The organism is Thermoactinomyces vulgaris, from assembly GCF_005886755.1.
Lineage (GTDB): Bacteria > Bacillota > Bacilli > Thermoactinomycetales > Thermoactinomycetaceae > Thermoactinomyces > Thermoactinomyces vulgaris.
In genome coordinates this window covers 825960-838156 of the sequence record NZ_CP039710.1, presented here as the reverse complement: position 1 = coordinate 838156, position 12197 = coordinate 825960, and the positions used below count along the sequence as shown (strand labels likewise).

General features: G+C 48.0%; 15 protein-coding genes. 3 read left to right on the top strand and 12 right to left on the bottom strand.

All coding sequences use genetic code 11. The features are described from left to right. Window positions 1-2: 2 nt before the first annotated feature. On the bottom strand, window positions 3-443 hold the full coding sequence (locus FA954_RS04355; protein ID WP_037995568.1) for a hypothetical protein: 441 nt from the start codon (window positions 441-443) through the stop codon (window positions 3-5). A gap of 297 nt (window positions 444-740) precedes the next feature. Here FA954_RS04355 and FA954_RS04350 point away from each other — a divergent pair, with 297 nt between their 5' ends. Then, on the top strand, window positions 741-1574 hold the full coding sequence (locus FA954_RS04350) for a hypothetical protein (protein ID WP_037995570.1): 834 nt from the start codon (window positions 741-743) through the stop codon (window positions 1572-1574). A 39-nt stretch (window positions 1575-1613) separates the two neighbouring features. Here FA954_RS04350 and FA954_RS04345 read toward each other — a convergent pair whose 3' ends face one another. The 9 genes from FA954_RS04345 to FA954_RS04305 all read right to left on the bottom strand — a co-directional run bounded on the left by FA954_RS04345 (window position 1614) and on the right by FA954_RS04305 (window position 9567). Then, entirely contained in the window at window positions 1614-1865 is a 252-nt protein-coding gene (locus FA954_RS04345) for a cell division topological specificity factor MinE (RefSeq protein WP_131470915.1), read from the bottom strand. Between the two features lie 29 nt (window positions 1866-1894). Beyond that, window positions 1895-2695 carry a septum site-determining protein MinD gene (gene minD, locus FA954_RS04340; RefSeq protein ID WP_037995574.1) on the bottom strand — a complete coding sequence of 267 codons (801 nt, stop codon included), beginning with the start codon at window positions 2693-2695 and terminating at the stop codon, window positions 1895-1897. Window positions 2696-2940: 245 nt separating this feature from the next. Further along, window positions 2941-3300: a YkvA family protein gene (locus FA954_RS04335; protein ID WP_049720443.1), complete on the bottom strand. Its 360-nt coding sequence runs from the start codon at window positions 3298-3300 to the stop codon at window positions 2941-2943. 14 nt (window positions 3301-3314) lie between these two features. Beyond that, window positions 3315-3779, bottom strand: a complete 465-nt coding sequence (locus FA954_RS04330) for a zinc ribbon domain-containing protein (protein ID WP_037995575.1) — start codon at window positions 3777-3779, stop codon at window positions 3315-3317. A 96-nt stretch (window positions 3780-3875) separates the two neighbouring features. Beyond that, window positions 3876-5096 (bottom strand): MFS transporter, encoded by a 1221-nt coding sequence (locus tag FA954_RS04325; RefSeq protein ID WP_037995576.1) that lies wholly within the window; start codon window positions 5094-5096, stop codon window positions 3876-3878. Between the two features lie 97 nt (window positions 5097-5193). Beyond that, window positions 5194-5430 carry a YlbG family protein gene (locus tag FA954_RS04320; RefSeq protein ID WP_037995578.1) on the bottom strand — a complete coding sequence of 79 codons (237 nt, stop codon included), beginning with the start codon at window positions 5428-5430 and terminating at the stop codon, window positions 5194-5196. Window positions 5431-5620: 190 nt separating this feature from the next. Then, window positions 5621-6052: a YlbF/YmcA family competence regulator gene (locus FA954_RS04315; RefSeq protein ID WP_037995580.1), complete on the bottom strand. Its 432-nt coding sequence runs from the start codon at window positions 6050-6052 to the stop codon at window positions 5621-5623. Between the two features lie 18 nt (window positions 6053-6070). Further along, window positions 6071-7909: a helicase-associated domain-containing protein gene (locus tag FA954_RS04310; RefSeq protein ID WP_037995581.1), complete on the bottom strand. Its 1839-nt coding sequence runs from the start codon at window positions 7907-7909 to the stop codon at window positions 6071-6073. After that, the gene (locus FA954_RS04305) at window positions 7909-9567 is read right to left on the bottom strand and encodes a DNA repair helicase XPB (protein WP_037995584.1); all 1659 of its coding nucleotides are present in this window, start codon (window positions 9565-9567) and stop codon (window positions 7909-7911) included. Before FA954_RS04305 ends, FA954_RS04310 begins: the two co-directional genes overlap by 1 nt. A 204-nt stretch (window positions 9568-9771) precedes the next feature. On the opposite strand from FA954_RS04305, the gene FA954_RS04300 reads away from it, so the two are divergent. After that, complete coding sequence (locus FA954_RS04300) at window positions 9772-10110, top strand: protease complex subunit PrcB family protein (protein WP_170151235.1); 339 nt, start codon at window positions 9772-9774, stop codon at window positions 10108-10110. 45 nt (window positions 10111-10155) lie between these two features. Here FA954_RS04300 and FA954_RS13620 read toward each other — a convergent pair whose 3' ends face one another. Next, entirely contained in the window at window positions 10156-10314 is a 159-nt protein-coding gene (locus FA954_RS13620; protein ID WP_170151234.1) for a hypothetical protein, read from the bottom strand. A gap of 105 nt (window positions 10315-10419) precedes the next feature. After that, complete coding sequence (locus FA954_RS13615; RefSeq protein ID WP_156473329.1) at window positions 10420-10569, bottom strand: hypothetical protein; 150 nt, start codon at window positions 10567-10569, stop codon at window positions 10420-10422. Between the two features lie 278 nt (window positions 10570-10847). Between FA954_RS13615 and mgtE the strand changes: the two genes are divergently transcribed. After that, window positions 10848-12197 carry a magnesium transporter gene (mgtE, locus tag FA954_RS04295; protein ID WP_037995589.1) on the top strand — a complete coding sequence of 450 codons (1350 nt, stop codon included), beginning with the start codon at window positions 10848-10850 and terminating at the stop codon, window positions 12195-12197.

Below are 12197 nucleotides of genomic sequence, written 5' to 3'. Positions count from 1 at the left end.
GTTCAAACATGTTGATCCGGATAAAGAAGTTGGAAGATCTTGCGGGACAAAACCGATGAACGAAAATACCGGTACATTTTGGCCGCATCGACAGCGGAAAACAATCCGGTTCCGGGAACCACCCATTCTTCATCGCGAAAGCGGATATAATCATGTTCCTTCAGTTTTTCCAACACTTCACGGCACCGTCCGGCACTTCCCAAATAGTTTTCAAATATATTGATAAACCGTTTGATATGTACCGCGTCTGACTCATTTTCTTCTCTTAAATCCGGATCCAGCTTCGGGTAAATCAATAACCCCCAAAAAATCACCAATGCGGCACGTTCGGTTTCATTCCAATGGCGATGGGGGAGTTCCTGGTCGCTTAAATCTCGTTGGGTTTTGATTCTATGACGTGAAAATAAAAGAGAACTGATTTCTTGAATCGACAACAGTGTCATTACTCCGCCCCTTTCATCGTTCATATCAACCTATTCTTTTTCTCTCTTAATAAGGGTTATGGGCAAAATTCCCAGTTTTCATACCTCCGTCGCCAAGAAAATGATTTTATTATATAATTTCAGATGGATTTCCTTAAATTTTCTGGTCTGTGAACGAAAAAACAAGCCCGGTTCCTTGTTAAACATTAATAATTACCCTTGCTTATAAAATGGGCAGTGGAAAAGATTACGGCTTTTCTGTTATATTTATAAGTAAAGATTTTAAGGAAAATTATCTTCGGAAGGAGTTTGCACCGAATGTTTTTTGAAACAAAAAAAGGGAAATATACCGAAGAAGAAAACGAGTTGATTATAAAAACAATGAATAAAGGTTTAAAAGAAGGTAAAAAAGAACGGGAAATTCTAAAAGAACTGTCTGAACAATTAAAACGCGGATATTCCGGAGTGATGTCCCACGTAAGAAAGCTGAGGTCGGAATATCCAGATCGTTTTCACTCTTTAGAAAATTCGCCGGACGGCGGGAACCGCCTGAACAGCTGGGAAAAAGAAGAAGAAGAATTGGTCATTGAAACCGTCAATGAATATTTGGAAGAAGGAAAGTCCCTCTCTGCCGCGATCAGCGAACTGGAAAAGAAACTTTCCCGTACCCAGGGAGCCATCTACCAACGGATTTATACCTTAAGGCGAAAACATCCCGAAAAATTCAAACACCTTCCCGTGCAAAGACCCCGGCGCCGCCGGCAATTGCATGATTGGCCGTTTCATCCGTCACTGCAACAGGTGAACCAGTCCTTTCCCGTCCCATCCAAGGATCTTTCCGGAACCAATCAACAATTGACATCTGCTTTTCATCAAATGCATACATATCAACAATCTTTAATCACTCCTTCCGATGACAGGACGGATCATGCATCATCTCTGACACCAGAAGAAGAGCTGGTCTTAAAAGCTTTTGAGAAAAAATACGGGCGCCCCAACAATGAAGCGAAATCCAAATTACTCTCTCTCATGCGTACATACGGGACCACCCGGGTTTCGGTGGCCATGTTCACCTTGACGGAAGACAAGGCTTTTCCCAGCCATATTATCGAGTTTTTGGAAAAACACCTGATCAATCACAAGTTCTTGTAAAAAGAAAAAGCACGAACCCGCACCGGTCCGTGCTTTTACTTATACCTGGCCTTTCAATTTCACCGGAATGCTTGCATTGATGATGGTCGTTCGTTCTTTGGATTGCGGAACCACCACCACTTGTCCGACCACATCGTAACCAAAATCATCGCATAACTCGATCAGCCGTGCGCGAAACTCTTTGAGCTTTTGTTCGTTGATGTCCGATCGTTGATAGCTGAGCACCAATGACAACCGATCATCTGCCGTCATGGCCGTTGGTTCATCCTTATCCCGATTAAACATGTTCAAAAAAGCCATCCTTGTCACCTCAAATTTCATTAAGCGATATGAAACAACCTCTTGATCCTGGTGATAATCGTGGAAGACTCCAATTCCAAAAACGGCACTTCTTCTCCGATCAACCGGCGGGCAATGTTGGCAAACGCTTTCCCGGCCAACGATTTGTGATCCAAAATAACCGGCTCCCCGGTGTTGGAAGAACGGATGATGCGTTTGTCCTCCGGAACAATGCCCAAAAGATTGATGGCGAGATGGCTTTGTACCCGTTCCACGCTCAACATGTCCCCGTCTCTGACCATTCCGGGTTGCACCCGGTTCACGATCAAGTCGATTTGCCGGATGTTCGCCGACTCCAACAAACCAATGACCCGGTCCGAATCCCTGACAGATGGAATCTCCGGATTGACAACAAGAATGGCCCGGTCCGCGGAAGCGATCGCGTTGCGGAATCCTCCTTCGATCCCTGCCGGTGAGTCGATCAAAATATAGTCAAATTCGTTCCGCAACTCATTCACAAGCGCTTGAACCTGTTCAGGTGAAACCTCTTCCTTGTACCTGGTTTGCGCCGCGGGCAACAACGCGAGCTGATTGTACTCTTTATGGCGAACCAGGGACTGGCGCAATTTGCTTACCCCTTCGATCACATCGACCAGATCATAGACGATCCGGTTTTCCAAACCCAGCATCAAGTCCAGCTTGCGCAATCCGATATCGGTATCCACCAGGCAAACTTTATAACCCAACTGAGCCAAACCCAATCCCAGTGAAGCAACGGTCGTCGACTTGCCGACGCCTCCTTTGCCGCTTGTCACTGTAATCGCCACAGACCTGTGGTTCATCATCGATTCCCCTTTCTCGCCCTCATATGTACTCCGCTTCAACTTTTCTCCCCACTTATCCTTTTCTATCCATTAAAATTATCGAACCAATCCGATCCTTTTTTTGTCGAAGAAAGTCTGTCAATGCCACCGGATCTACAATATTCTCCATTTATTGTAGCAAAACTGTAAGAATAAAAAAAGTAAGAAATCAGCTTCTTGGCAAAAAATGTCTCTGCCGATTTCCTACTTTTGGAATCAGTTGGCTAATTCAGTTCTTTTCCCTGTTCAAACCGTTCGAGTTCCTTTGATAAAAAACGCCAAACAAACAAGACGGCCGCCATGTCATCGATATATCCCACCATCGGCAACCAGTCAAAGATCACATCGGTCGGCAGGATGAAATAAAGAAGGGCCGCTCCCACCAACCCTTTTTTCTTCATGCTGACGCCGGGATCGCGGAAATAATGGTACATGACCTTCAACTTGTGAATCAATGCCTGAATTCCGCCGACACTTTCCACTTTGCGGTTGAACTGGTCTATGATCTTTTTTTCTCCCTCTTTTGTCATTGCTTCTTTTTTTAACACCTGAAGCATGGCGATGATTTTATTTTTTTGCTTCATGGATGCTCCTCTCCTCAATAGAAGCGTTTTTGGCAATGGGGGCAGCTTTGGTCATCGGGAGCGATTTGGCGGGCACAAAAAGGGCAGATGTAAATTACGGAAGACACCAATGCTTCCGGTTTCCCCCCCTCCGCCTCGTCCGATGCCAAATCCAAAGGAACCCGTTCGGCTTCCTTGCGGGAAACAATCTCCTTTTTCTTTAACTCTTCCAGCTCTTTGGTCAACGCTTCGAGCCGTTTTTGCTGATCCCGGATCGATTCCAAAGAAAGGACAATGCTGTCCGTCAATTCGAGATTCCCATGTTCCTCCCAGTGGCGATAGACTTGCCATCCCAGTTTGCTGACCTCGTGTTCGATATCTTCTTTTTTCCCTTTTATCCGAAGTGTTAAGCGACTCATCTCCAACATTTTTTGAGATTTTTGGCCGGCCGTCTCCACACTTTTCTCCAGTTTTTCCTTCAAATCCTGAAAAAAGTTCAACAGAATCTCTCCTCACAAAAAATCATCATTGCTTTATCTATTGTATGGAAGAGAGGCGGAAAGAAACAAGCCAAAACCTCCAAATTCGTTTTTTTGTCAGGCCGATTTGGCCGCCTTGCGGGAATGGGGATCCCGGACTTTCTTGCGCATCACCGCATTAAACCAAAAAGCATTCAGGATCAAAATGAGGCCGGTCACCGGAAAAACGCCACGGATACCAAACCATCCTGACATGGCGCCGTAGCAGATGGGACCGAGCAAATTGCCGATGCTGTTGGCACTGGTGTAAAAACCGTATGCGGTGCTTTCTTTTCCCGGGGGCGAAAAACGGCGGATCAATGTGTTCAGCGAAGGCAACAATCCTCCGACGCAAAGCCCCAACAAGAAACGGAGAATCAACAGCTGCCAAATGTTGGTGACCGCCATATGCGGGATAAACAGCAGTCCGGAAGCAATCAAAGCCATAAAAAGAACACGGTCTGACCCGTAACGGTCGGCGGTTCTGCCCAATATCGGGGAAGACAGCATGTTGGAAACGCCTGTCATCGCCGTCACCAATCCGGCAAAAAAGGCGACGTGCCCGTGCGCTCCCAATTCATCCACAAACAAAGACATCAGCGGTGTCGGGCCGACATTGGCAAATTGCAACAACAAACCGACTCCGAAAAGAAGCAGCAACGTGCGCTGATTCAGCACAAAAAGACCGTCCTTCAAAACCGATTGTTTCGGCTGGACGGAAGGATCCGGTTTTTTCTCTTCCTTGACCGCAAACAAAACCACCAACGACGCAGTCAGCAACATGGCAGACGTGAGAATGAAGTTATTCCGGTATCCGACCAACTCGGCCAAAACCCCGCCCATAAAGGGACCGATGATGGATCCTGCGGTTGCCCCGGCTTGCAACATCCCCAACACATAACCGCTTTTTTCTTTCGGGGAGTTGGTCGCCATCAATGAAATCGAGGCCGGAATAAACCCGGAAACCATCCCGTTTAAGAGGCGAAGGAAAAAAAGCTGCCAATGGGATGTGGCCAGACTCATGAGAAAGATGGCAACCGACATGCCAAACCCGGAACGCAAGATCATCATTTTTCTGCCGTACCGGTCAGCCAGATTCCCCCAGATCGGCTGGACAATAATCTGGGACAAAAAGTTGATCCCAAAAATCAAGCCAGCCCATAATTGGACTTGCTTGGGATCCGTCATGCCCAGTTCTTTCAAATAAAGCGGAAGAAATGGCATGATCATGGTCATCGATCCTAAAACCAAAAACTGCGACACCATCAAAATATACATGTTTCGCTTCCAGACCGGCATCTTCTCTTACTCCTTCCGACATGGTAAATTTCGAAATACGAAATAACAGACAACAAAAAAACTGTCACTGGATGTGACAGAAATGAAAGTATGGACATCATGATTTATGAAAGTCAAGGCAAATGTTCCTTCTTTGCGATCTTTCAACGCGTTTTACAAACGGTAATTGCTCAATGCGGTGGATGACCTGATCCGCAGATTTTTCATCAATGTAAAGGTAAACGTACTTTAATCGTTTGGAAATGTAATGAATGTTTCCCATGCGACCCAACGAACGGGCTGACTTCAGATCATTGACCCAAACAGCCAAACCTAATCTTTCCGCAATATTCATGCTTGGTAACTCCTTTTCTTCGGAACGTGTCCGGAGGGCGCCATTGTTTGGATAAAAAAACAGCCTAATATCATGTTAACACTCTGTTAACAATTATTCAATGCGCGAAATACACCAAATATAAACAAGGCAGAGAAAAACCCAAAGGCGCTTTCTCTGCCGGCTCGTTCTATTTCAACAAGGGATAAAATCAAGAGGAAGAGTGGCTTGCACATCCGCCGCGACCTTTGGCCCCGATCGGGAAAACCGGATCATTGCCCGGCACCTTCACGGATTCGGACACGGCATGGGCGATGGTCCTGGAGACTTCATGCAACAGCCGGTCCAGTTGTTCCTCGGCCAACAAATACGAATGGATGGCCGGGTGTTTCCGTAATTTCTCCTGCCACTTCACCGCCTTTTCCTTGGCCTCGTGATAATTGGGATGAAAGATGCCAAACCGCTGGGCTTCTTCAAACTGATCCTTCACTTTGTGGAATTCCCGGATCAATTTTTGCGCTTCCTGATCTTCACTCAGCCGTCGTTTGGTCCGCAGGTACTCTTCGACTTCCGGCGATTCGTTGATTTTATCCGCCAAATGATATGCTTCAAGCAGTATGGTCGCCATGTCCAGTGTTTCCATGAACACCCCTCCTCCTTTTTATTGTAATGGATTTTCCCGCGATACAGAAGGAGAGGGCAACATCTGGAAAGCTTCCACTTCACCCAAATGAATGTTTTTTCGCTCGGTTCCAACCAGCGCCTCCATCATCCATTTGCCATTTTCATAACGCAAATGTTCCGGGTACACTTCCATTTTTCGCCCCTGATGCTCCATGAAAAGCGGCAATCCGTGAGAAATGCTTTGCCGGACCATTTCCCTGGCCATGTTGATTCCATATGGTCTGAGCCCGGAAAACCAAGCCTTGGGCAAAGGAACAGGCTCCGGTTTCGGAACTTCGACCCGGCAATCCCGGATGCCCTCAAAATCGGTTTCCAGGTTTTCGGCTTTACCAGACCATTCCTTTTTTTCCATGATGGCTTCCCGGTTCTGCTGTTTCAGCCAGGCCCTGACTTTCCCTGGTGTTTCTTTGATAAAATACTCGGACCCGTTCAGTTTTTTGACTTCCCAGCCGGCCTCTTCCAACCGCACCGGCCAATCTTTTGCCCCGTCATCGTTTTCGATTTTCAGGCACGTCCATGTTGACAGGGTGACGGCACCGATTCTTTTTTTGAGATCAAGGAGCCTTTCCGTAACAGAAGACGGAACTTCCCCCGCCCATGCTTCCAGTTTTTCCAGAATCTTGTCCACCGTCCGTCCGTATTGGAGCCCTCTGACCAATGACCTTTCGTTGATCTCGTACACAAGCATGTAATCCCCGCCCATAAAATCCGCCCACAAGGAAAGTTCATGACGCTTTTCCCACGGAAAATGAAACGGGACATAAACTTCCGGTGCTGGATCGACATAGACCGGCATTTCGCCTGGATCCACCCACTCCCTGGGGGGATAAGACATCCATCGGAAACAAGTTTCTCCTTTTTCCGTCCTGCCCGACTCCAACCAGCCCATGCAAGCCATCGGGGTGATAAACCCCTCTTGCAACCGTTTGATGAATTGAAACGGCATCTTCAGCGGCACCTCCGTTTTAAGACGGCGCCAGAATTGTTCCAATCCCCACCACGTTCCGGCCGGCAATTGTTCCAAAATCAAGCAGAATCCGTCCAGCTCCGGGTGATCTTTCAAAAGGACATGGCGAACGGCATCATACAATTGGCCGACACTTTTTGGCCAAGGGGTGGAAAGCCAGCTTTTCCACCTTGTTTGATGAACGGCAACATGTTTTTTGGTCTCTGTGACCAATCCGAGCAAACGGGCGGTTTCCAGCAGAAAACCGGACCAGCCGGGCCAGGATGCATGAACGTCGTCCAAATCCAACTCGACATCCATTTTTTTCAGATCTTTTTTGGAGAGATGGCCGGTCCGATTCAACAGCCAAGGTTCATGGCTTAACGATGTCAAAAAGTGAAAAAAGGCCTGGCTTGCTTTCAAAGGATTGGATTGGACAGGAATGACGCGTTCTTCATCCAATGGGCGAAGAGACTGAGCGACAGAAATGGACCGGGCCCAGGCCACCCGGATCTCCCAAGGCACATAATACATCCGCTCCATATGCCGGTTCCGCAGGCAATAAATCCATCCCCGCCCGCAAGCCGCATCCAGCAGATGCTGATATTCCACTTTGGAAAGTGGCAGGTTTTTTTCCTGATGCAGGGCTTGTTTTTTTATTTTTCCCTTCTTCAAAAAGACCGACCAAAACCACCGGTACGTTTTTCGGTCCATCTTTTGCAGGCAATCCTGATAATAAGCGGGATCGGTCAGTTTCTGTTCCATCGCAGCCAATGACTCTTCTTGAAGATCCAGCGCGTTTGCAATCTGTTTTCGTTCCGCGTCGGATAAGGAAGTCAAACAATACCGGAGCTCTCTCACCCGCATCATTATGTTCCCCCCCACTTTACGACGAAATAGTGATACCCTTTTTCCCGCAAAAAGGTTTGGCGTTGCCATGCATATTCCTGATCCACGGTGTCCTGGGTGACCAGCTGATAAAAATAAGCTTTTTGTCCGTTTGCTTTCGGTCGTAAAATCCGCCCCAAACGTTGGGCCTCTTCCTGGCGGGAACCAAACGTTCCGGACACTTGAACGGCCACTTTCGCATCCGGCAGGTCGATCGCCATATTCGCCACCTTGGAAACAAATAAAACAGAGATTTCCTTTTTCCGAAACTTCCTGTACCACTCTTCCCGTTCCGGTTGCGGGGTGGAACCGGTGATGAGCGGGGCGTCAAAACGCTCCGCCAAAGCTTTCAGTTGATCCACATACTGGCCGATCACCAAAATTTGCTCGCCCTGATGTTTTTTTAAGATCTCTTGCAAAACCTCCTGTTTCAGCGGATTTTCCGCGGCCAGCCGGTACCGGTGGCGTTTTTCGGCGGTTTGGTAAACCTCTTTCAGTGAGTCGGAAAGCGGAACACGCACCTCATGGCAAACCGCTTCCGAGATCCATCCCCCTTCCTCCATCTCTTTCCACCGGGAAGCATAAATCACCGGCCCGATGAGCGAAAATACATCCTTTTCCCGACCGTCTTCCCGGATCAATGCCGCTGTCAACCCGAGCCTCCTTTTGGCTTGCAAGCCGGCGGTGACCCGAAAAACCGGTGCCGGCAACAAATGCACTTCATCATAAATGATCAGTCCCCAATCTCTTTTCGAAAAAAGGTGCATATGCAAAAATGCACCCGTTTTTCCGTCTCTTTTGGTCAACATTTGGTACGTGGTGACCGTGACCGGGGCGATGTTTTTCGTTAAAGATGTATACTCTCCGATCCATTCTTCCGGCAAGTCGGTTTTCTCTTTCAATTCGCGGATCCATTGTCGGCAGGAGGTGACATTCGGGGTCAGAATCAGCGTCTCTTTTTGAATCTTTTCCATAATGCCAAGGCCCACCACGGTTTTTCCCGAGCCGCACGGCAACAGGATCACCCCGCTTGTCCGCCAGCTTTGCTCCGGATGGCAAAAAGCATCCACCGCTTGTTGTTGGTATTGACGCAATCCGGGAAAAGAAGGGTGGGTTTTCAAGCGCAGGGAAAGCTGTGCTCCTTCGGAAGAGCCGATGGCATCCAAAGGCGGATAACCCCAATCAACACATTTCTTTTTCAGCAATCCCCGATATTCCATCGGAATCACAAGGGTATTTTTGTTCTTTTGAAGAATACATTTCATAATCTCCGACAATTGTTTGATGCGTCGAATGATCTTTTCTTCCGGGCACATCAAAAGAAACGTCTCTTTGCTGTCTTTCTCAAACCGGATCAAACCAAAACGTTTCATTTCCGTTTTTATTTTTTGCACCAGTCCGGAAGAAAGCGGAAATTTGGCATGTTGTCGAAGCCACATCACGAGGCTGTCCGGATCGGATCCGTCGGCGGCGGCTTGCCACAGGGAGCATTCATCCCAACGGTACGTGTACAAAACATCCGTTTCTTTGACACACCGGGCAAACTGATCCAGTTTTTGAATCACATCCTGAATTCCCGGAGCCCGTTTTTCTGCGAGAATGATCCCATTGTCCCTGACGATCAATGGTTTGAAAGCCAACCCTTTTCACCTCCTGTCCCCGAATTGGTGACCGGTTGAAAGAATGTTGAAACTCCCGGTCATAAAAAAACGTCTATCCCATAAAAGCAATTGTGGGGTGAAAAACCAATGCACACTTTCAAATCCATTGTCTCCGTTTTTATTTTTTGTTTGCTGGCCGGTTGCTCAACCTTCGGTCAAGAATCTGACACGGGAGGAACGGTCATGGAAGAAATCCCTTTTCAAGTCGTCTCTTTGGAACAGGTGCCGTCTCAACTTCAAAACCAAGCTCAAGAATCGCTGCAATCCCCCGGGGAATCCATCCGTCTGCTTTCAGCCGACTCCAAAAAATATGTCATTTTAGGTTTGGGAGAAAAGCCGACGGCGGGCTATAAAATTGACGTGAAAAAAGTGGAGCAAAAGGGCAACAAACTGGTGGTTCATGCGCAAAAACACGAACCGTCCAAGGATTCTTTCCAAGCGCAGGTGATCACTTATCCTGCCGTTATTATTGTCACAGAACCCAAAAATCATGTGGAACACGCCGAAGTTCATTGGCTTTAAATCAAACGGAGCCTGTCAAATCATTTTGACAAGCTCCGTTTTTTCTTATTGTTTCGGTTCTTTGACCCGTTCCGGACTCCGGTCGGGAGCGTGCGGTTCTTCTCTTCTTTCGGGTTCCGGATCCCGGGGCGTCATGATTTCCGGTTGTCGGGGCTGAGCAATTTCCGGTTCGCGAATCACATCCGGCATTCTCATGATTTCCATTCCCTCCTTCTGTCCGTAGTGTGTCCGTATCGTTTGGTTTTCAATGATCTTGTTTTTTCCAAAAAAAATTCCCTTTGCATAAAACAAAGGGAAAACCCGGTCGGGTCACTTTTCTTCCTTCTCGTTTTTTTCCTGATTCTGATAAGCCCGGAACCAAGGGGATTCCGGGGATTCGGGCGATTCCCAGGCCCGGGGGTTGTTCCGGCGCGGCCTTTGCCATTGCCACTGATATCCTTGGTCATCTGGTGGAAACATAGGATATGACATCCCGGATTGAGGAGGCGGACCATAAGCTCCTCCATACGGAGGGTTGGAGGGGTATGAGTAACCCGGCATATATCCGCCGTAACGGCCTCCTCCGCAGCCGCAACCGGTGCCCGGGGGATAAACCGGGAACGGGTAATAGGGACTGCCATAACCATGTCTGAACGGAGGGTAAAACATAGGGTACATATTGAACTTCCTCCTTTTTTGTCACGTCAGTTTCAATTTATGTAAACACAAGCTTGGCTTATGACAAGGGGAAATCCATCATGGATCATCAACCAATCGGACAAAAAGATTTAAAGCAACTGTTGACTTACTTGCAAAACCTGGATCAAACGGGTTTTCGGGCCATGATCCAAAAATTGCATTCGTATGATCTGGCCCGCCTGTTTTTCCAATTGAGCAATATTTATCAAAGGCGCCTGCTCACCCTGTTGCAGCCGGAAGAAATCGCCCTTCTCATGGAAGAATTGGACCTTCAGGAACAAAAGGAAGTCCTTGCCGCATTGGGTCAAAAAAAAGCTGCGCAAGTACTCGACCACATGCCCAACGACGATGCCGCCGATCTGCTCAGCGAACTGGAATTGTCCCAATCCACTTTGCTTTTAAAAGAGATGAAAACAGTGGAAGCCGATCAGGTTCGGGCATTGCTGCATTATCCGGAAGACACGGCCGGAGGATTGATGACCAATGCATACGTCCAAATCTTCTCCCACTATACAGTGGAAGAAACATTGCGTTTTTTGCGGGAAATCGCCCCTGCTGCCGAAACGATTTATTATTTGTATGTGACCGATGTCCGCCACCGGCTGATCGGCGTTCTTTCCTTGCGGGACCTTTTGATCCGTGAACCCCACGAAAAAATCGACCGGATCATGAATGAACGGGTCATTTCAGTTCCAGTTGACATGGATCAGGAAGAAGTGGCGCGGATCCTGAGCCGATATGATTTTCTGGCCCTGCCCGTGGTGGATCAAAACAAAAAACTGGTGGGCATTGTCACCGTGGATGATATTATCGACGTCCTGATCGAAGAAGCCCGGGAAGATTTGGAACAACTGTCAGCCGTCCAACCGACGGACTTTGTAGATCCCTTTGATTCCGCCCGCAAGCGGATTCCCTGGCTGATCATCTTACTCGGAATCGGCATCCTCACCGCCAATCTAATCGGCTTGTTTGAAAGCACCATTGAAGTCCTTCCCGTTTTGACGCTCTTTATGCCGATGGTCGCCGGGATGACCGGAAATGCAGCGACGCAATCGCTGGCTTTGACCATCCGGGCCCTGTCCAAGGATCAACCCGCCCCGGATCACTTCCGGAAATTCATCCGTCAGGAAGGGATTGCCGGTGTGATCATCGGCTTGATATGCAGTGTTTTTATCACCTTGGCGATCGGAATTTGGAAAAGTTTTCAGCTGGGGTTGGTCGTCGGGCTTTCCCTTTTCTTCACCCTGATCTTGGGAACCATGGTCGGCACCTTCGTCCCCCTGATTTTGGAGAAATTCGGCATAGACCCGACAACCGCTTCCGGCCCTTTGATCACCACCTTAAACGATGTCTTTTCCCTGATGATTTACTTCGGGTTCGCCACCCTTTTTCTGCAATACCTCATGTGA

Bases quoted from the DNA above. Each gene is read 5' to 3' on its own strand.
- FA954_RS04355 (WP_037995568.1), bottom strand. From the start codon at position 443: ATGACACTGTTGTCGATTCAAGAAATCAGTTCTCTTTTATTTTCACGT.
- FA954_RS04350 (WP_037995570.1), top strand. From the start codon at position 741: ATGTTTTTTGAAACAAAAAAAGGGAAATATACCGAAGAAGAAAACGAG.
- minD (WP_037995574.1), bottom strand. From the start codon at position 2,695: ATGAACCACAGGTCTGTGGCGATTACAGTGACAAGCGGCAAAGGAGGC.
- FA954_RS04335 (WP_049720443.1), bottom strand. From the start codon at position 3,300: ATGAAGCAAAAAAATAAAATCATCGCCATGCTTCAGGTGTTAAAAAAA.
- FA954_RS04325 (WP_037995576.1), bottom strand. From the start codon at position 5,096: ATGCCGGTCTGGAAGCGAAACATGTATATTTTGATGGTGTCGCAGTTT.
- FA954_RS04320 (WP_037995578.1), bottom strand. From the start codon at position 5,430: ATGAATATTGCGGAAAGATTAGGTTTGGCTGTTTGGGTCAATGATCTG.
- FA954_RS04315 (WP_037995580.1), bottom strand. From the start codon at position 6,052: ATGGAAACACTGGACATGGCGACCATACTGCTTGAAGCATATCATTTG.
- FA954_RS04310 (WP_037995581.1), bottom strand. From the start codon at position 7,909: ATGATGCGGGTGAGAGAGCTCCGGTATTGTTTGACTTCCTTATCCGAC.
- FA954_RS04300 (WP_170151235.1), top strand. From the start codon at position 9,772: ATGGAAGAAATCCCTTTTCAAGTCGTCTCTTTGGAACAGGTGCCGTCT.
- FA954_RS13620 (WP_170151234.1), bottom strand. From the start codon at position 10,314: ATGGAAATCATGAGAATGCCGGATGTGATTCGCGAACCGGAAATTGCT.
- FA954_RS13615 (WP_156473329.1), bottom strand. From the start codon at position 10,569: ATGTTTCCACCAGATGACCAAGGATATCAGTGGCAATGGCAAAGGCCG.
- mgtE (WP_037995589.1), top strand. From the start codon at position 10,848: ATGGATCATCAACCAATCGGACAAAAAGATTTAAAGCAACTGTTGACT.